A 19707-nucleotide genomic window follows, 5' to 3' on the forward strand; every position below is an offset into this window, starting at 1 on the left:
GTGGTGGATGCCTCCTCCCTGTGAGGTTCATGTGCAGCGTGGATTCTGTACGGGTCCCGTGGCGGGCTGGTGAGGTGCGGGTCAGGAACACCTGGCTTCTGGCTCCTTCGGGGCGGCTCCTGGGGTGTGAGCGGCGTGCTGTGCGCGCGCGCCGGTGCGTGTGGTCGGGTGGGGCCGGGTTCGGGTGTCCTGGCGGCGGATGACGCGGGGTTTGGGCGGCGGGAGCGGTCGGGGAACGGAGGGGGAGCGGTGCTCTCGGGGTGTACCCCGTGCCTCGTGGTGGTCGCGGTTGTGCACCCGGTGTGGGGGAGCGCGCCCGTGGAACTTGAACCTGCTCCCGTGTTCGTCTGCGCTGGCCAGGTGGTCCGCTTCTGGCTCGGCCATGGCTCGGGTGCGGGGTGCGCTCGCGCCCCAGGTGCGCGTGGCTGAGGTGCAGTGGGGAGCGGACCCGCTCCCCGGCGGTGGCAAAGACCCACTCCTGGAATCTCTATTGATCATGACAGCGCCAGTTGGCTGCCACCGTCGAACTGAGCACCACGCCTGGGGGTTCCAGATGAAGAATGTCCGCGATACCCGCCGCCGAGACAGCCCCTGCTCGGCGCCGGGTCGGCAACCGCCGGCACAGTCCGTTGCCGCACCTGTGCCGGCGGGGGTCTCGGGAGCGCAGGCTCGGCAGTGGCTCGGGGCGGGTTGTTCCGGCGGAGATGGGGTTCTGGGTGTGCGGGTGGCCGTTCACGTGCGGCGACGGGGTGACGGAGAGTGGTCGTGAACCAGCCCTCACGGCCATCTTCCGACACGCAAGATCGCGGCCTTGACGACACCACCGAGTCGGAGCGTCCATGGACGACGACCGGTCGCGGCAACGCTGAAACGCGCAGTTCAGAGGGGTTGCGGACGGTCGTCGAGTACGTCGTCGTCGATGGTGGCGAGGCTCAGGCGCTGGCCCAGCGCCAGGGGGCCGCGATTCGTGAGGTGCTGGAGTGGCTGTACGCCGGTCACAGTGCCCCGAAGAGTGGCCACGTCTGAGCCTCTCGCACCGATCCCTGGGAGAGAGACAACGCATGCACGGCAATCCGCTCAGCACTCGGCCTTGGGCGCAGCCCGTAGCCAGCCGCCCCTGGTCCACGGCCGGTATTCCGGACGCCGCGACCCTTCCGGTGACCGTCCCGGTGGCTTGGCTCGGCCGGACTTCTACGGAGGACGCCCAGGACCCCACCCTGTCGCTGCCCCGGCAGTTGCGTAATGCGAGAGCCGCGCTCCCGCCCGGCTGGGTGATCGTCGCGCATTTTTACGATGTGGAATCCGGCCGTAAAGAGTTGCGCGAGCGGGGCAATTCCCTTGCGCACCAGCAATTCCAGATTCCCATTCCGCGAGATGGCAGCGTCGCTGATCTGCTTGATGAGGCGCAGCGGCCCGACCGCCGCTTCGCCGCCGTCATCTGCGAGTCCATCGAACGCGTCGCGCGCCGGACCTACTTCGGCACGAAGATCGAGTACGAGCTGGAGCAGGCAGGCGTCGCCCTGTGTGCCGCCGATGAGCCGATCGTCACCGGTCCGCGAGCCAAACGCGCCACGCCCACGCTCACGCGGCGCGTCAAGCAGGCGGTCTCCGAGTGGTACGTGTTGCAGATGTTGGAGCTGTCGTGGGACGGCTTCATTGAGCATGTCTCTCAGGGCTGGAATGTGGGTAAGCCGCCTTACGGCTATCGCGCGGAAAAGGTTCCGCATCCCGTCCCGGCCCGCCGGGCCGAGGGCCGAACCAAGCACCGGCTTGTGCCGGATGCGTCCCGGGCCCCGGCCGTCACCTACATCTTCCAGCTCCGCGGACTGGACAAGCTCGGATACGACGCCATCGCCGACCGCCTGAACCTGGATCCTGTGGCGTACCCGCCCCCGGAGCCCACTCGCCCCGACATGGCCCTCCATCGCTGGAGCGGGTCTGCCGTGCGAGAGATCCTGCGCAATCCCAAGTACACCGGCTATCAGGTCTGGAACCGCCGTGCGACGACGAAAGGCGGCTGCTACAACGACCCCAAGGACTGGGTGTGGTCGCCGCAGCCGACCCACGAGCCGCTCGTCTCCAAAGAGCTGTTCGATGTGGCTTCCACCGTGGCGCGGAAGCGCCAGGGGTCACGGACGACGCCCGGTCGCAACTCCCACCCGGCGACCCGGCGTTCCTATGTCCTGCGGTCGTACGTCGTCTGCGAGATCTGCGACCGCCGTATGTTCGGCAAGAATCGCCACCGGATCTCGTACTACGCCTGTCAGATCGACCCGAACGAACACCGGGACAAGCCCTGGTTCGGCGGGCATCCCAAGAGTTTGTGGGTTCGGGAAGAGGTCTTGATCACACCCGTCTCCCGCTTCTTCGCCACACACGTCTTCGGCCCCGACCGGCGCACCCACCTCAAAGCCGCACTTGAAACCGCTCGTGTCGCGGACGGGCCCGGCGACCGAACCGCGAAGGAACGCGCCGCGCTGGAGCAGGCCATCAAGGCCATCGGCGAGCGTCAGGCCCGGCTCATCCGCACCCTCGCCGATGGGTTTGGTGATGACGAGCGGGCCAGCGGGACCGACCCGGAACAGGAGAAGGAGTTTCGCGACGCGATCCGCCGGGAGCACGCCGCCCTGGGCAAGCAGCGCACAGGGCTCGCCGAGCAGCTGGCCCGGCTGGAAGCCCCGAAGCCGGAGGTACGGCCCGTCGACAGCGCGGCTCTGCTGGACGCGCTTCCGCACCTCGACATCGACCTCGCCCTGGTCCCGGAGGAGATCCAGCGGCGGCTCTACGACGCTTTCGGGCTGGAGGTCCGCTACAGCCGGCCCCGCGAAGAAGTGACCCTACGGGTGACGATCCCGGGGCATCTGCTTGACGGACTGGTGGCCGTCACCCGTGAGCTGGACCCGTGGAACAAAAAATCGGGCGCCCGCAGCGAAGTGCTGGCACCCGATCATGACACCCGGGGTGGACAAACGCGGCATAATCGTCGCGTTCATTCCTATCCCCTGAGTGCCCCCGGCAGGATTCGAACCTGCGCACACGGCTCCGGAGGCCGTTGCTCTATCCCCTGAGCTACGGGGGCCTGTCGCTGCTGTTTGCGGCGACGGGTAGAACCCTACCAGTTCGATCAGGGTGGTCATGAACGCTTATCGGGGGGCCGGTGGGCGGGGGAGCGGAGGGGCGTATACCGCATGTGGAGGTGGGGGTGCAGGGGTCTCGGGGAAAGGTCCCTCGCACGGGGCGGAAGTGGGGAAAACCCGGACGCGGTCGTGGCTGCGCGCCTACTCTTCAGGGTGTGCCTGGCTTGTCCGGCCGGGTCCTTGTCGTCGACGACAACAAGGTCATCCGGCAGCTGATCAGGGTCAACCTCGAGCTGGAGGGCTTCGAGGTCGTGACCGCGGCCGATGGTGCCGAGTGCCTGGAGATCGTTCACCAGGTGCGGCCCGATGTGATCACTCTCGATGTTGTGATGCCCAGACTCGATGGGCTGCATACGGCGTCGAGGTTGCGTGCTGATGCTCGAACATGTCATGTGCCCGTCGCGATCATCAGTGCGTGTACGCAGTACGAGATGGACAGCGGGAAGGCGCTGGGCGTCGATGCCTTCCTCGCGAAACCCTTCGAGCCCGCCGATCTGGTCGAGCTCGTGGGGAGGCTGATGAGGCAGGGGGCGGCCAGTGCGGCGGCCCCTGGCGATGCCGAGCCGGCTGTGGGGCCCACCGGGTAGTGGGTGGGCCCCGGCCCGGCCCTCTTCCGGTCCGGGGCCCTGGGGCCTGGGTCCGGGGTCTATGTTCCGGGGTCTCGGTTCTGGGGTCTTGGTCTTGTCCGGGGTCCGGGTCTGGGCCCCGGCTTTGTTTTCTGGGTTCGTTCCGGGGGATCGGTCCTGTTTTCCGGGGTCTGGTTCCGTTCTTGTCGGGGCTCTTGGTGGCCCGGGCCTTGGCTTCCCGGTGTGATCCGCCTTGGGTGGGTGGTGCGGCCCGTTGCTCGTCCGATGGGCGAAACCGGTTCGCTTCGGTACCCCCCTCCTCCCATACGCTGGTCCCGTGACTCCCGCCCAGCTCTCCCGCACTGTGCTGCACACCGTGCGTCGTGCCGTTGAGGACGACGAGCTGTGCGTTGCCGTGCCGGAGCGGGTGAAGGTGCGGACTCCTCCTCGGCCCGGGTGCGGGGATTACGCCACCAATGTCGCCCTGCTGCTGGCCAGGGGGGCCAGGGGTGAGGGGGACGCGCTCGCTATCGCCGAGGTTTTGCGGCGGCGGCTTGTTCGCGCTCCTGGGATCGCCCGCGTTGATGTCGCCGACCCTGGTTTCCTCAACATCACCCTTGAGGGCACCTCCCATGCTCAGCTCGTGCGGGCCGTGCTGTCCCAGGGGCTCCGCTACGGGCATGGGGATGCGCTCGCCGGGGTGTCGGTTCCGCTCGGGGCGGTGATGAGGTCCGGGCCGCGCTCGTCGCTCATGTCGTGCGGGGGCTTGTCGACGCCACCGGGGGAGTCGTTGTTCCTGGTGACGGGCCCGTCGTGCGGGCCGTTCCGGTCTCCGGGCGTGATCTGCTCACCCGTCTCGGGCCCGACGCCGCCCGCTGGGCGCTGCTCCGGCCCGCCGGGCACGATCTGCCCGATCTCGACCCCGCCCATCTGCTCTCCCAGCGCGAGGACAACGCCCTCTTCCGGGTGCAGTACGCCCATGCCCGTACCCGGGCCCTGATGCGGAACGCGAGCCAGTTCGGCATCACCCCCGAGCCGGAGCCCGAGTCCGGGGTGTACGACGACCCCGCCGAGCCCCAGTCCGACCCCGACTCCGAGCCCAGCGCCTACGGCCACCCCGCCGAGACCACCCTGCTCGCGCTCCTCGCCGATCATCCCCGCACCCTCGAGGCCGCCGCCCGGCACCGGGCGCCCGATCGGCTCGCGCGGCATCTCGTCGCCACCGCCGACGCCTTCTTCCGGTTCCATGACGCCTGCCCGGCCCTCCCCTCCGGGGAGGAGTCCTCCGGCGAGCGCAAACCCTCGGCCGTCCACCGTTCCCGGCTGGCCCTCGCCGACGCCGCCGGGGCGGTGCTCGCCGGCGGCCTGCACCTGCTCGGCATCAGCGCACCCGAACATCTGTAAGACCTTGAGAGAGACAGCGAAGACAGCATGAGCCGTTCCGCCCACCCCGCCGGGCCCCGCCACGCCGATGTCCTTCCCGAGGGGCACTACGCCGCGCCGCCCGCCGATCTCAATCAGCTCGACCCCCGCGTGTGGTCCCATACCGTCGGCCGGAACGCCGACGGCGTCGCGACCGTCGGCGGGATCGACGTCAAGACGCTCGCGGAGGAGTTCGGGACCCCCGGCTACTTCCTCGACGAGGCCGACTTCCGGGCCCGCTGCCGGGCCTGGCGGGAGGCGTTCGGGGAGGACGCCGACGTGTTCTACGCCGGGAAGGCGTTCCTCTCCCGCGCCGTCGTGCGCTGGCTGACCGAGGAGGGGCTCAACCTCGACGTGTGCTCCGCCGGGGAGCTGGTCACCGCGCTCGCCGCCGGGATGCCCGCCGAGCGGATCGCGCTGCACGGGAACAACAAGTCCACCGGCGAGATCGAGCGGGCCGTCGAGGCGGGTGTCGGGCGGATCGTGCTCGACTCTTTCCAGGAGATCGCGCGGGTCGCGCACATCGCCCGGCGGCTCGGCAAGCGCCAGCGGGTGCAGATCCGCGTCACCGTGGGTGTGGAGGCGCATACGCACGAGTTCATCGCGACCGCCCATGAGGACCAGAAGTTCGGCATTCCGCTCGCGGGCGGGCTGGCCGCCGAGGCCGTACGGCGGGCGCTCAAGCTGGACGGGCTGGAGCTCATCGGGATCCACTCGCACATCGGGTCGCAGATCTTCGACACCTCGGGCTTCGAGGTGGCCGCCCACCGCGTCGTCGGGCTGCTGAAGGAGATCCGGGACGAGCACGGCGTCGAGCTGCCCGAGATCGACCTCGGTGGCGGCCTCGGCATCGCGTACACCTCGGAGGACGACCCCCGCGAGCCGCAGGAGATCGCCAAGGCGCTGCGCGACATCGTCCACCGGGAGTGCGATGCGGCCGGGCTCGCGGTGCCGCGGCTGTCGGTCGAGCCGGGGCGGGCGATCGTCGGGCCGACCGCGTTCACGCTGTACGAGGTGGGCACGGTCAAGGAGCTGCCGGGGCTGCGGACGTACGTCAGCGTCGACGGCGGGATGTCCGACAACATCCGTACCGCGCTCTACGATGCGGAGTACTCCGTGGCGCTGGTCTCCCGCTCCTCCACCGCCGAGCCGATGCTCTCCCGCGTCGTCGGCAAGCACTGCGAGTCCGGCGACATCGTCGTACGGGACGCCTTCCTGCCCGCCGATCTGGCGCCCGGCGACCTGATCGCCGTCCCCGCCACCGGCGCGTACTGCCGCTCGATGGCGAGCAACTACAACCACGCGCTCCGTCCGCCCGTCGTCGCCGTACGGGACGGTCAGGCGCGCGAGATCGTCCGGCGCGAGACGGAGGAGGATCTCCTGCGGCTCGATGTCGGCTAGCGAGAAAAGGATCTCGGATACTGGACCTGGGACAGGAAATCCCGTCCAGTGCCTGAGACTGGTGCACTAACGCGCTGATGCATTAACGCGATGGATGAGAAACGAGGTCGGATGATGCGTACGCGTCCGCTGAAAGTGGCGCTGCTGGGCTGTGGAGTGGTCGGCTCAGAGGTGGCGCGCATCATGACGACGCAGGCGGACGATCTCGCGGCGCGCATCGGGGCCCCGGTCGAGCTGGCCGGGATCGCCGTGCGGCGCCCCGGCCGGGTCCGGGAAGGGGTGCCGGCGGAGCTGGTGACCACCGATGCCACGGCCCTGGTCAAGCGCGGGGACATCGATGTGGTGGTCGAGGTCATCGGCGGGATCGAGCCCGCCCGCACCCTCATCACCACCGCCTTCGACCACGGCGCGAGCGTGGTGTCCGCGAACAAGGCGCTGGTCGCCCAGGACGGCGCCGCGCTGCACGCCGCGGCCGAGCAGCGCCGTGCGGACCTCTACTACGAGGCCGCGGTCGCGGGGGCGATCCCGCTGGTGCGGCCGCTGCGCGAGTCGCTCGCCGGCGACAAGGTCAACCGGGTCCTCGGCATCGTCAACGGCACCACCAACTTCATCCTGGACCGGATGGACGGCAGTGGCGCCGGCTACAGCGAGGCGCTGGACGAGGCCACGGCCCTGGGCTACGCCGAGGCCGATCCGACCGCGGATGTCGAGGGTTTCGACGCCGCCGCGAAGGCCGCGATCCTCGCCGGGATCGCCTTCCACACCCGGGTCACCCTCGACGATGTGCACCGCGAGGGCATCACCGAGGTGACCGCCGCCGACATCGCCTCCGCCAAGCGCATGGGCTGCACCGTCAAGCTGCTCGCGATCTGCGAGCGGGCCGCCGACGGCCGCTCGGTGACCGCGCGGGTGCATCCGGCGATGATTCCGCTGAGCCACCCGCTCGCCTCCGTCCGCGAGGCGTACAACGCGGTCTTCGTGGAGGCCGACGCCGCGGGGCAGCTCATGTTCTACGGGCCGGGCGCGGGCGGTTCGCCGACCGCCTCGGCCGTCCTCGGCGACCTCGTCGCCGCCTGCCGCAACAAGCTGGCGGAGGCCACCGGACCCGGGGAGTCCGCGTACAGCAGGCTCCCGGTGAGCCCGATGGGCGATGTGATCACTCGCTACCACATCAGCCTGGACGTCGCCGACAAACCGGGAGTTCTCGCACAGGTCGCCACAGTCTTCGCCGAGCATGGCGTATCCATCGATACGGTCCGCCAGCAGGGGAAGGACGGCGAGGCGTCCCTCGTCGTCGTGACTCACCGCGCGAGCGACGCCGCGCTGTCGTCGACCGTGGAGGCGCTCCGCCGGCTCGACACCGTCCGCGATGTCGCGAGCATCATGCGGGTCGAGGGCGAGTAGAGGCCGGGCAGCGGCCGCGCTGAGGCCGAACAGAGGGTGAGCGGAGAGTAAGGGAAATCATGAACGCAATCGCCGACGCCGGGCCTCGAATGTCCGGCACCCGACAGTGGCACGGCTGGCGGGGCATCATCGAGGAGTACCGCGACCGTCTCCCGGTGAGCGGGACGACGCCCGTCGTCACCCTGCGCGAGGGCGGTACGCCGCTGGTTCCCGCGCAGGTGCTCTCCGAGCGCACCGGCTGCGAGGTGCACCTCAAGGTCGAGGGCGCCAACCCCACCGGGTCGTTCAAGGACCGCGGCATGACGATGGCCATCAGCGAGGCCAAGGAGGCCGGCGCCAAGGCCGTCATCTGCGCCTCCACCGGCAACACCTCGGCCTCCGCGGCGGCGTATGCCGTACGGGCCGGGATGGTCTGCGCGGTGCTGGTCCCGCAGGGCAAGATCGCGCTGGGCAAGATGGGTCAGGCGCTCGTCCACGGCGCGAAGATCCTCCAGGTCGACGGCAACTTCGACGACTGCCTGACGCTGGCGCGCGGGCTGTCGGAGAAGTACCCGGTGGCGCTGGTCAATTCGGTCAATCCGGCCCGGATCCAGGGGCAGAAGACCGCGGCCTTCGAGATCGTGGACATGCTCGGGGACGCGCCCGACATCCATGTGCTGCCGGTGGGCAACGCGGGCAACATCACCGCCTACTGGAAGGGCTACAAGGAGTACGCGGCGCCGTTCGCCGACAGCGACCCGCGCGCCTCCCGTACGCCCCGGATGTGGGGGTTCCAGGCGTCCGGCTCGGCGCCGATCGTGCGCGGTGAGCCGGTGAAGGAGCCGAGCACCATCGCGACCGCCATCCGCATCGGCAACCCCGCCTCCTGGAGCTTCGCCGAGCAGGCGCGCGACGAGTCCGGCGGCTTCATCGACGAGGTGACCGACCGTCAGATCCTCGCCGCCTACCGGCTGCTCGCCGCGCAGGAGGGCGTCTTCGTGGAGCCGGCCTCCGCGGCGAGCGTGGCGGGTCTGCTGAAGGCGGCCGAGCAGGGGCTGGTCGACCCCGGCCAGCGCATCGTCTGCACGGTGACCGGAAACGGGCTCAAGGACCCGGACTGGGCGGTGGCGGGTGCGCCGCAGCCGGTCGTGGTCCCGGTGGACGCGGACGCCGCGGCCGTACGGCTCGGGCTGGCCTGATCCGGCCCCGCGAGGGTCTCGACACGCAGTGCCCCGGCGCGGCCCCGCAGCGGGGCCGTGACCTGGGGCGATGAGGGTTTCGGCGGGCCGCCGCACCGCGGCTCGCCGGGCCTCCTCCAGGCCGTATCCTAAAGATCCACTCAAGTGGTGGCAGAGCAGCGCGAGGGCGCGCGGAGCGACCCAGTAGAGTGGTCGCGGATGGTTGCAGGGAGCGCGACACGCATCGTGCGCCTCCCGTGCGCCCTATGTCGCCACAGAACCTTCCTTCGATAGGCTGTACTGAATCCGCCCCGACGCAGAGTGCTCGCCTCTGCGCGGCGTCGCCGTACGTGTCGCGGCCCCCGCGGTGTTCCGTACCTCTTCGAGCAATCGCACGTAACCACAAGGAGAGTCATCGAGCGATGGCCGGTCCAGCGTTCCGCGCCGCCGCCGTCCGAGTGCGCGTCCCCGCCTCGAGCGCCAACCTCGGTCCCGGCTTCGACGCCCTCGGCCTGGCCCTGGGGCTCTACGACGACGTGGTGGTCCGGGTGGCCGACTCCGGTCTGCACGTCGATATCGCCGGCGAGGGCGCGGAGACGCTGCCGCGCGACGAGAGCCACCTGCTCGTACGTTCCTTGCGCACCACCTTCGACCTGCTGGGCGGGCAGCCCCGCGGTCTCGAAGTGGTCTGCGCCAACCGCATTCCGCACGGCCGGGGCCTGGGCTCCTCCTCCGCCGCCATCTGCGCCGGGATCGTCGCCGCGCGCGCGGTGACCATAGGCGGCGCCGAGCGGCTCGACAACGAGGCGGTGCTGGAGCTGGCCACCGAGATCGAGGGCCACCCCGACAATGTCGCCGCCTGTCTGCTCGGCGGCTTCACCCTTGCCTGGACGGACGCGGGATCCGCCCGGGCGATCAGGATGGACCCTGCGGATTCCATCGTTCCGGTTGTCTTCGTCCCGGACCGGCCGGTGCTCACCGAGACCGCCCGCGGGCTGCTGCCGCGCACCGTCCCGCATGTGGACGCGGCGGTGAACGCGGGCCGGGCCGCACTGCTCGTCGAGGCCCTGACCAGGCGTCCCGAGCTGCTGCTCGCGGCAACGGAGGACCGGCTGCACCAGGAATACCGTGCTCCGGCGATGCCCGAGAGCGTGAGCCTGGTGAACCGACTGCGGACGGACGGCGTCCCCGCGGTCATCTCCGGCGCGGGCCCCACGGTGCTCGCGCTGGTCGAGGACGGTGCGGCCGACAAGGTCGCACGACTGGCGGGCGAGGGGTGGGCGGCCAACCGGCTGGCTCTCGACGCCGGGGGGGCGAGCGTCCTGCCGCTCACCTGACACCGCGGTCCGGGGCGTCCCGGGCCCGGGAAAACTCGATAGCCGGTCTTGGAAAGGGGGAATGTTTGTTGGATCCGGTAGTGTTAACCTCAAGTCAGCACTTGATGCCTCTTGGATCTATTCGGAGGCGAGGTGCTCAGTGTCCCCATCCGGGACCACCCTTCTTCCGGGAGCCTCCCCCACTGCCTGAGCAGCCTGCCTGAGCAGTAGCGAGCACGCTCCGGAATCGGCGTGGCGGATCTCAGTGAACCCTCCACCGCGTCGGAACCATGAATTGATCTCTCCGCCGTACCCCGGCGGACCACCGCCCCGGCCCGGTCCGTTTCGGAAGGACCACAGCCGGACAGCACAACCGGTCGCCGAGCCAGACAGGCCGACGCCCGCTCCAGGGAAGGACCCTTCGTGAGCGACACCACCGATCTGATGGGCGTGAACGCCTCCGGCACCTCCGACAGCGGTGTCGGCAACAACGCGCCCGCCACGGACGCTTCCGCGCCCGCCAACGGTGCTGCCACTGGCGCTGCCCCGCGGCGACGCCGCTCGGGCACCGGCCTTGACGCCATGGTCCTGGCCGAGCTGCAGCAGCTCGCCTCGAGCCTTGGCATCAAGGGCACCGCGCGGATGCGCAAAGGCCAGCTGATCGAGGTCATCAAGGAGAAGCAGGCCGGGGGCTCCGGCTCCGCCGAGGGCTCCGAGAGCAGCCCGTCCGCCGCGGAAGGCGCGACCAAGCCGAAGCGCCGTGCCACCTCGCGGACCCGTACGGGCGATGAAGCCGAGGAGAAGGCCGGCAGCGCCAAGTCCTCGAAGTCCGCCGGGAAGGCGGAGAAGGCCGACAAGGCCGAGGCCGAGGAGAAGGCCGTCGCCCAGCAGCAGATCGAGATCCCGGGCCAGCCCGGTGAGCCCGCGGGCGATGAGCAGCCGGCCGGTGAGCGCCGCCGTCGCCGCGCCACCGCGCCCGCCACCACCCCGAGACCGGGGGCACGGCCACCGCTGTCGAGACCAAGACGGAGACTCGTACGGACGCCTCCGCCAAGACCGAGACCAGGACCGAGCCCAAGGGCGACGGGAAGGCAGAGGCCGCCGTCGACACCGCCGAGGGCAAGGGCGCCAGGGGCGGTGACCGCCAGGAGCGTGGCCAGAAGGGCGACCGCCGGGAGCGTCAGCGCGACCGCGGTGAGCGCGGCGGCGAGCGCGGTGACCGCCGCGGCAAGGGCGACGACGGCCAGCAGAGCGGCGGCCGTCAGCAGCGCGACGGGCGCGGCCAGGCCCAGCAGCGCCCCGACGAGAGCGACGACGACTTCGACGGTGGCCGCCGTGGCCGCCGCGGGCGCTACCGGGACCGCCGTGGCCGCCGTGGCCGCGACGACTTCGGCAACGAGCCGCAGGTGTCCGACGACGACGTCCTGATCCCGGTCGCGGGCATCCTCGACATCCTCGACAACTACGCGTTCATCCGGACCTCCGGCTACCTCCCGGGCCCGAACGACGTGTACGTCTCGCTCGCCCAGGTCCGTAAGAACGGTCTGCGCAAGGGCGACCACGTCACCGGCGCGGTCCGTCAGCCGCGCGAGGGCGAGCGCCGCGAGAAGTTCAACGCGCTGGTGCGGCTGGACTCGGTCAACGGCATGGCGCCCGAAACCGGGCGCGGGCGGCCGGACTTCGGAAAGCTGACGCCGCTTTACCCGCAGGACCGGCTGCGTCTGGAGACCGAGGCCGGCGGGCTGACGACCCGGATCATCGACCTGGTCGCGCCGATCGGCAAGGGGCAGCGCGGTCTGATCGTGGCCCCGCCGAAGACCGGTAAGACCATGATCATGCAGGCGATCGCCAACGCGATCACCCGCAACAGCCCCGAGTGCCATCTGATGGTCGTCCTCGTCGACGAGCGGCCGGAAGAGGTCACCGACATGCAGCGGTCGGTCAAGGGCGAGGTCATCTCCTCGACCTTCGACCGCCCGGCCGAGGACCACACCACCGTCGCGGAGCTGGCGATCGAGCGGGCCAAGCGCCTGGTCGAGCTGGGCCATGACGTGGTCGTCCTGCTGGACTCGATCACCCGCCTGGGCCGTGCCTACAACCTGGCGGCGCCCGCCTCCGGCCGCATCCTGTCCGGTGGTGTCGACTCGACCGCGCTCTACCCGCCGAAGAAGTTCTTCGGCGCCGCGCGCAACATCGAGGACGGCGGCTCGCTGACCATCCTGGCCACCGCGCTGGTCGAGACCGGCTCGCGCATGGACGAGGTGATCTTCGAGGAGTTCAAGGGCACCGGCAACATGGAGCTGCGGCTCGACCGGAAGCTCTCGGACAAGCGCATCTTCCCGGCGGTGGACGTGGACGCGTCCAGCACCCGTAAGGAAGAGATCCTGCTGGCGCCGGAGGAGCTGAGCATCGTCTGGAAGCTGCGCCGGGTGCTGCACGCGCTCGACTCCCAGCAGGCGATCGAGCTGCTGCTGGACAAGATGAAGCAGACGAAGTCCAACGCCGAGTTCCTGATGCAGATCGCCAAGACCACGCCCACTCCGGGCAACAACGGCGACTGAGCGGATATCCGCCGGAACGCTCCGTAGACGAGGCCCCCCGCACCGCGGGGGGCCTCGCTGCGTTCGATGAGAGGTGAGCCACAGCGGCAAGCCGGGCCACGGACCGGTCCTGATCATGTTATCGCCCGCGAAAGTGCAGGTCAGAGCGGTAAGGCGGACGAAGGGGACGAACGGAGCGCCCGGCGGCCCGCACGAAAACCGGCCATGGCACGTATGCAACCCTGGCGCACGGCCTTCCATCTGTCAGGTCGGAATATGGGGCCGGAACACAGGCAGACTCCATCGCGAAACCGCGACGCCACGCCTGACCGTGACGGCAGGGGGTACTCGGGCAGCACATAGAGGACTGAGGAGCACATGGCCGAGGACAGCAGCAACGCACCGGTAAACCCGGGTCGCCACCGCGCCCGCGGCGCAACGCCGGGCCGCCGCCGCAAGCGGCCCAGCACGCGCCGCAGGGCCGTGGTCTACACGGTGTGGACGCTGGCCGCCGTGCTGGTGCTGGGCGGTGCCGGACTCGGCTACCTCTACTACAAGCTGAACGGGAACCTCACCGGCGTCGACGTCAACGCCGCCCTCGGTGCCGACCGCCCCAAGAACGTCGACAACGGCTCGATGGACATCCTCGTCCTCGGCTCCGACTCCCGGGCCGGCAAGAACGCGAAGTACGGCAAGGACGAGGGCACATCGCGCTCCGACACGGCGATGATCGTCCACGTCTACAAGGGCCACAAGAAGGCCAGCGTCATCAGCATCCCGCGCGACACCCTCATACAGCGGCCGTCCTGCACCACCAAGGGCGGGCAGGAGACGCCCGCCGTGCAGGCGGCGATGTTCAACAGCGCGTATGAGGCCGGCGGCCCGGCCTGCACCATCAAGACCATCGAGTCCATGACGGGCATACGCATGGACCACTTCCTCGAGGTCGACTTCTCCGGCTTCAAGCAGCTCATAAACGACCTCGGGGGCGTCAACCTCACCACCACCGCCCCGATTCACGACTCGAAGAGCCACCTCGACCTGGAGCCCGGCCCGCACACGCTGAACGGGGAGCAGTCCCTGGGCCTGGTGCGTACCCGGCACGGCGTGGGCGACGGCAGCGACCTCGGCCGGATCAAGCTCCAGCAGGCGTTCGTCAAGGCGCTGCTGGACCAGGTCAAGCACGTCAACGTGTTCGGCAACCCGAAGAAGCTCTACGACCTGGCGGACACCTCCACCAAGGCGCTCACCACCGACTCCGAGCTGGCCTCGGTGAGCAAGCTGAAGGGCTTCGCCGAATCCCTGAAGGGCATCGGCTCGGGCGACATGAAGATGACCACGCTGCCCGTCGAGTACGACCCGCAGAACCCGGCCCGGGTGCTGCCCATGGAGCGCAAGGCCAAGCTCATATGGACGGCGCTCCGCAAGGACCAGCCGGTGCCCGCCTCGGCCACCAAGGGCTCCGCGGGCGACGCCACCGACGCGGGCAAGGTCGTCGAATAGCGTCCCGGGAGGGGTCGGGAATATCCCGGTCCGACCCCCGGTTTTGGGAGATGCGGCCAGTACTGGCAAACTGGATCGTCGGTCCCGGTTCACGACAGGGCATTCCGCCCGTCGACCCGGTGCCCTCCCGAACCTAGGAGATTCCCTTGAAGCGCGACATCCACCCGGAGTACGTCGAGACGCAGGTCAGCTGCACCTGTGGCGCCTCCTTCACCACCCGTAGCACCGTGGGCGGCGGCACCATCCGTGCCGACATCTGCTCCGAGTGCCACCCGTTCTACACGGGCAAGCAGAAGATCCTCGACACCGGTGGCCGCGTGGCGCGGTTCGAGGCCCGCTTCGGCAAGAACGCCGGGTCCGCCAAGAAGTAGCGACCCGCACGGCGCCGGTCTTCGGTCGCCCCTTCCCTGGGGCGACCGGACCGGCGTTTTGTCGTCACCGGCCCTTCCGGCACTTCTTCTCCGCAACACCACCACGCAGACCACCCAGGGAGCCCCCCGATGTTCGAGGCGGTCGAGGAACTCATCGGCGAACATGCCGACCTCGAAAAGCGGCTCGCCGACCCCGCGGTCCACGCAGACCAGCGGGAGGCGCGTCGGCTCAACAAGCGCTATGCCGAGCTGACCCCGGTGATCGCCGTCTACCGCGCCTGGAAGCAGGCCGGGGAGGACATCGAGACCGCCCGGGAGCTGGCCCAGGACGACCCCGACTTCGTGGACGAGGTCAAGGAGCTGGAGCAGTCCCGCGAGGGGCTGACCGACCGGCTGCGGCTGCTGCTCGTCCCCCGCGACCCGAGCGACGACAAGGACGTCATCCTGGAGGTCAAGGCCGGAGAGGGCGGCGAGGAGTCCGCGCTGTTCGCCGGCGACCTGCTGCGGATGTATCTGCGGTACGCCGAGCGCGTCGGCTGGAAAACCGAGATCCTCGACGCCAACGAGTCCGACCTCGGCGGCTACAAGGACGTCCAGGTCGCGGTGAAGACCAAGGGCGGGAACGGCGCCACCGAGCCCGGCCAGGGCGTCTGGGCCCGGCTGAAGTACGAGGGCGGGGTGCACCGGGTGCAGCGGGTGCCCGCCACCGAGTCCCAGGGCCGTATCCACACCTCCGCGGCCGGTGTGCTGGTCACGCCCGAGGCCGAGGAGGTCGAGGTCGAGATCGGCCCCAACGACCTGCGGATCGACGTCTACCGCTCCTCGGGACCCGGCGGGCAGTCGGTCAACACCACCGACTCCGCGGTGCGCATCACCCACCTGCCCACCGGCATCGTCGTCTCCTGCCAGAACGAGAAGAGCCAGCTCCAGAACAAGGAGCAGGCGCTGCGCATCCTGCGCTCGCGGCTGCTGGCCGCGGCCCAGGAGGAGGCCGAGCGGGAGGCATCGGACGCGCGCCGCAGCCAGGTCCGTACCGTCGACCGCTCCGAGCGCATCCGTACGTACAACTTCCCGGAAAACCGGATCTCGGACCATCGAGTCGGTTTCAAGGCGTACAACTTGGACCAGGTGCTCGACGGTGAACTCGAACCGGTCATCCAAGCGTGCGTCGACGCCGACGCGGCCGCCAAACTGGCGGCCGCGGGCTGAGCCACCCACCGTCGTAGGCTTCGTGCTCTTGTCCGGACCGGCTGGAGGAATTCAGTGAACGTGCTGCTCGCCGAGGTGGCGCAGGCCACTCAGCGGCTGGCCGACGCGGGCGTGCCCTCACCGCGCTTCGACGCGGAGGAGCTCGCCGCCTTTGTGCACAGCGTCAAGCGGGGAGAGCTGCACGGCGTGCCCGACGCCGACTTCGACGCCCGCTACTGGGAGGCGGTCGCCCGGCGCGAGGCCCGTGAGCCCCTTCAGCACATCACCGGCCGCGCCTTCTTCCGCTATCTCGAGCTCCAGGTGGGACCTGGGGTCTTCGTGCCCCGGCCGGAGACCGAGTCGGTGGTCGGCTGGGCGATAGACGCGGTCCGCGCGATGGACGTCGTCGAACCGCTCATCGTCGATCTGTGCACCGGTTCCGGCGCCATCGCCCTGGCGCTCGCCCAGGAGGTGCCGCGCTCCCGGGTGCACGCCGTGGAGCTGGACGAGGGCGCCCTGCGCTGGGCCCGCAAGAACGTCGAGGGGTCCCGCGTCGTTCTCCATCACGCGGACGCGTTGACGGCCCTGCCCGAGCTCGACGGGCAGGTGGACCTCGTCATCAGCAACCCGCCGTACATCCCGCTGACCGAGTGGGAGTACGTGGCGCCGGAGGCCCGCGACCACGACCCCCAGCTCGCGCTCTTCTCCGGAGAGGACGGCCTCGATGTGATCCGTGGCCTGGAGCGCACCGCCCACCGGCTGCTGCGCCCCGGGGGCGTGGTGGTCATCGAACACGCAGACACCCAGGGCGGCCAGGTGCCGTGGATCTTCACGGAGGAGCGTGGCTGGGCGGACGCCGCCGACCACCCCGACCTGAACAACCGGCCCCGGTTCGCCACCGCGCGGAAGGCCATGCCGTGACGGCGGCACCGCACCACACATTGGCCACGTACGAGGAGGTCCGTTAAAGATGGCACGGCGATACGACTGCGGGGACGCGACCGATCGCAAGACCGGCCTGCGCGAGGCCGCCTCCGCCGTCCGCCGCGGCGAACTGGTCGTGCTGCCCACCGACACCGTCTACGGGATCGGCGCGGACGCCTTCAACGCCGAGGCGGTCGGCGATCTGCTCGAGGCCAAGGGCCGCGGCCGCAATATGCCCACCCCGGTGCTGGTCGGCTCCCCGAACACCCTGCACGGACTGGTCACCGACTTCTCCGAGATGGCCTGGGAGCTGGTCGACGCCTTCTGGCCCGGTGCGCTCACCCTCGTCGCCCGGCACCAGCCCTCGCTCACCTGGGACCTGGGGGAGACCCGGGGCACCGTCGCGGTGCGGATGCCGCTGCACCCGGTCGCGATCGAGCTGCTGACGGACTTCGGCCCGATGGCGGTCTCCAGCGCCAATCTGACCGGACACCCCTCTCCGCAGGACTGCGACGCCGCCCAGGACATGCTGGGGGACTCCGTCTCGGTGTACCTCGACGGCGGGCCCACCCCGGCCGCCGTGCCCTCCTCGATCGTCGACGTCACCGGCAAGGTGCCGGTGCTGCTCCGGGCGGGCGCGCTCACCGCCGAGCAGCTCCGCGAGGTCGTACCCGACCTCGAGGTGGCGAATTGACAGCCCCTGAGGGGCGTGGCATAGCGGAACACCGTGAGAAGAAGCCCGAGGCCACCTTCCGCATCCTCCACGTCAGCACCGGCAATGTGTGCCGCTCGCCGATCACCGAGCGGCTGACCCGGCACGCCCTCACGCACCGCCTCGGCACCGTCCGCACCCGCGGTCTGATCGTGGAGAGCGCCGGCACCTGGGGCCATGAGGGCGCGCCCATGGAGGCGCACGCCGCGACGGTCCTGACCGACTTCGGCGCCGACCCGGCGGGCTTCCTCGGCCGTGAGCTGCTGGACGAGCACGTCATCCGCGCCGACCTGGTCCTGACCGCCACCCGCGACCACCGGGCGCAGGTCATCTCGATGGGGCATTCGGCCGGCCTGCGCACCTTCACGCTCAAGGAGTTCACCCGGCTGGTGCGGGCCATAGACCCCGCGACGCTGCCCGATCCGGCGGAGGCGGGCGGCGTGGTCGAGCGCGCCCGCGCCCTGGTGCAGGCGGCTGCCGCGCTGCGCGGCTGGCTGCTGGCGCCCACCGAGGACGCGGACGAGGTGCACGATCCGTACGGGGCGCCGATCACCTTCTTCCGCTCCATCGGGGACGAGATCAACCAGGCCCTGGACCCGGTCGTCACGGCCCTGACGGGGGTTCCCGCCCCCGCGTAGCCCCCTGGCGGGGCCCAGGGGCGCGCCAACGGGGGTCTCCCGCGGCTCACGGCGCGCCACGAGGGCCTGCGGGGCCTACATTGGGGGTGACCACCTTCGACGACCCGCCGTCCCCTCCCGAGGCTGTGAGCACGCCATGGCCGTCACCCCCCGGGGCCCCGATTTCGGAGCGCTCGCCCGCCAGGACCCGGAGCTGGCGGGGATCATCCTGAGCGAGATCGACCGTGTCTCCGGCGGCCTCCAGCTCATCGCGGCCGAGAACTTCACCTCGCCGGCCGTGCTGGCGGCGCTCGCCTCGCCGCTGGCCAACAAGTACGCCGAGGGGTATCCCGGCGCCCGCCACCACGGCGGCTGCGAGATCGTGGACATCGCCGAGCGGGTCGCCCAGGACCGGGCGAAGGCGCTGTTCGGCGCCGAGCACGCCAATGTGCAGCCGCATTCGGGGTCCTCTGCGGTGCTGGCCGCCTACGCCGCGCTGCTGCGCCCCGGGGACACGGTGCTGGCGATGGCGCTGCAGCACGGCGGCCATCTCACCCACGGCTCACCCGCCAATTTCTCCGGCCGCTGGTTCGACTTCATCGGCTACGGCGTCGATCCGGCGACCGGCCTGATCGACTACGAGCAGCTCCGCGCGCTCGCCCACGCCCACCGGCCGAAGGCGATCGTCTGCGGTTCGATCTCCTATCCGCGCCATCTGGACTACGCCGCCTTCCGCGCCGTCGCCGACGAGGTGGGCGCGTATCTCATCGCCGACGCCGCCCATGCGATCGGTCTGGTCGCGGGAAAGGTGGCGCCGTCCCCGGTGCCGTACGCGGATGTGGTGTGCGCAACGACACACAAGGTGCTGCGCGGGCCGCGCGGCGGAATGCTGCTGTGCGGCGCGGAGCTCGCCGAGCGGGTCGACCGGGCGGTGTTCCCGTTCACGCAGGGCGGTGCCCAGATGCACACCGTCGCGGCCAAGGCGGTGGCGTTCGGGGAGGCCGCGGCGCCCGCCTTCACCGCCTATGCGCGGCGGGTGGTGGCCAATGCCCGGGTGCTCGCGGACGCCCTGGTCGCGGAGGGTCTCGCGGTGGCCACGGGCGGCACCGACACCCATATGATCACCGCCGATACGGCCCCGCTGGGCCTGGACGGACGGGCCGCGAAGGCCCGCTGCGCCGCCGCCGGGATCGTCCTGGACACCTGCGCGCTGGCGTCCGCCACGGATCCCCGGGGATGCGTCAAGGGGGTGCGGCTGGGCACCGCCGCGGTGACCACCCAGGGAATGGGAGCGCCGGAAATGGAGCGGATAGCGGCCCTGATGGGAACCGTCTTGCGGGACGAAGGCGTGGTACGGGAAAAGGTGGCGGAACTGGCCGGGAGATTTCCGCCCTATCCGGACGAGAGCCGAATCATGCAACCATCCGAAGGTGTAGGACGTCTGTAAGT

At 70.3% G+C, this 19707-nt stretch carries 13 protein-coding genes, 1 tRNA gene and 4 pseudogenes; 16 read left to right on the forward strand and 2 right to left on the reverse strand.

What is annotated here, in order from left to right:
- Positions 1-765: 765 nt before the first annotated feature.
- A complete protein-coding gene (locus CGL27_RS50295; RefSeq protein ID WP_162953108.1) occupies positions 766-1026 on the forward strand; it encodes a hypothetical protein in 261 nt (86 codons plus the stop codon).
- 602 nt (positions 1027-1628) lie between these two features.
- Positions 1629-2057, forward strand: a pseudogene (locus tag CGL27_RS52395) (recombinase family protein); the annotation flags it as partial.
- Between the two features lie 72 nt (positions 2058-2129).
- Here CGL27_RS52395 and CGL27_RS52400 read toward each other — a convergent pair.
- Together CGL27_RS52400 and CGL27_RS31895 are read right to left on the reverse strand one after the other, a co-directional pair.
- Positions 2130-2735 (reverse strand): hypothetical protein, encoded by a 606-nt coding sequence (locus CGL27_RS52400; protein ID WP_240450715.1) that lies wholly within the window; start codon positions 2733-2735, stop codon positions 2130-2132.
- Positions 2736-3007: 272 nt separating this feature from the next.
- A tRNA-Arg gene (locus CGL27_RS31895) sits at positions 3008-3079 on the reverse strand.
- A gap of 164 nt (positions 3080-3243) precedes the next feature.
- Here CGL27_RS31895 and CGL27_RS31900 point away from each other — a divergent pair.
- From CGL27_RS31900 to glyA, 14 genes and pseudogenes are all read left to right on the forward strand, one after another.
- Positions 3244-3724, forward strand: a pseudogene (locus CGL27_RS31900) (response regulator).
- 316 nt (positions 3725-4040) lie between these two features.
- Positions 4041-5107: pseudogene (gene nrtL, locus CGL27_RS31905) on the forward strand (ArgS-related anticodon-binding protein NrtL).
- Between the two features lie 27 nt (positions 5108-5134).
- Positions 5135-6526: a diaminopimelate decarboxylase gene (gene lysA / locus CGL27_RS31910; protein ID WP_119991487.1), complete on the forward strand. Its 1392-nt coding sequence runs from the start codon at positions 5135-5137 to the stop codon at positions 6524-6526.
- Between the two features lie 111 nt (positions 6527-6637).
- Positions 6638-7930: a homoserine dehydrogenase gene (locus CGL27_RS31915; RefSeq protein ID WP_078643647.1), complete on the forward strand. Its 1293-nt coding sequence runs from the start codon at positions 6638-6640 to the stop codon at positions 7928-7930.
- Positions 7931-7989: 59 nt separating this feature from the next.
- Complete coding sequence (gene thrC, locus CGL27_RS31920; RefSeq protein WP_240450716.1) at positions 7990-9108, forward strand: threonine synthase; 1119 nt, start codon at positions 7990-7992, stop codon at positions 9106-9108.
- 401 nt (positions 9109-9509) lie between these two features.
- On the forward strand, positions 9510-10424 hold the full coding sequence (gene thrB, locus CGL27_RS31925; protein WP_078643650.1) for a homoserine kinase: 915 nt from the start codon (positions 9510-9512) through the stop codon (positions 10422-10424).
- Between the two features lie 402 nt (positions 10425-10826).
- Positions 10827-12964: pseudogene (rho, locus tag CGL27_RS31930) on the forward strand (transcription termination factor Rho).
- A gap of 357 nt (positions 12965-13321) precedes the next feature.
- A complete protein-coding gene (locus tag CGL27_RS31935; protein WP_119991489.1) occupies positions 13322-14446 on the forward strand; it encodes an LCP family protein in 1125 nt (374 codons plus the stop codon).
- A 146-nt stretch (positions 14447-14592) separates the two neighbouring features.
- Entirely contained in the window at positions 14593-14817 is a 225-nt protein-coding gene (gene rpmE / locus CGL27_RS31940; protein ID WP_030823398.1) for a 50S ribosomal protein L31, read from the forward strand.
- 129 nt (positions 14818-14946) lie between these two features.
- On the forward strand, positions 14947-16026 hold the full coding sequence (gene prfA, locus CGL27_RS31945) for a peptide chain release factor 1 (RefSeq protein ID WP_078643654.1): 1080 nt from the start codon (positions 14947-14949) through the stop codon (positions 16024-16026).
- Positions 16027-16080: 54 nt separating this feature from the next.
- Positions 16081-16926, forward strand: coding sequence for a peptide chain release factor N(5)-glutamine methyltransferase (gene prmC / locus CGL27_RS31950; protein ID WP_119991490.1), 846 nt, complete (start codon positions 16081-16083; stop codon positions 16924-16926).
- 49 nt (positions 16927-16975) lie between these two features.
- Positions 16976-17623, forward strand: a complete 648-nt coding sequence (locus CGL27_RS31955; protein ID WP_014054918.1) for an L-threonylcarbamoyladenylate synthase — start codon at positions 16976-16978, stop codon at positions 17621-17623.
- The gene (locus tag CGL27_RS31960) at positions 17620-18279 is read left to right on the forward strand and encodes a protein-tyrosine-phosphatase (protein ID WP_078643655.1); all 660 of its coding nucleotides are present in this window, start codon (positions 17620-17622) and stop codon (positions 18277-18279) included. Before CGL27_RS31955 ends, CGL27_RS31960 begins: the two co-directional genes overlap by 4 nt.
- 136 nt (positions 18280-18415) lie before the next feature.
- A complete protein-coding gene (glyA, locus tag CGL27_RS31965; protein ID WP_107439147.1) occupies positions 18416-19705 on the forward strand; it encodes a serine hydroxymethyltransferase in 1290 nt (429 codons plus the stop codon).
- Positions 19706-19707 lie beyond the last annotated feature (2 nt).

The sequence above is a fragment of the Streptomyces sp. 11-1-2 genome (assembly GCF_003595545.1).
Lineage (GTDB): Bacteria > Actinomycetota > Actinomycetes > Streptomycetales > Streptomycetaceae > Streptomyces > Streptomyces hygroscopicus_B.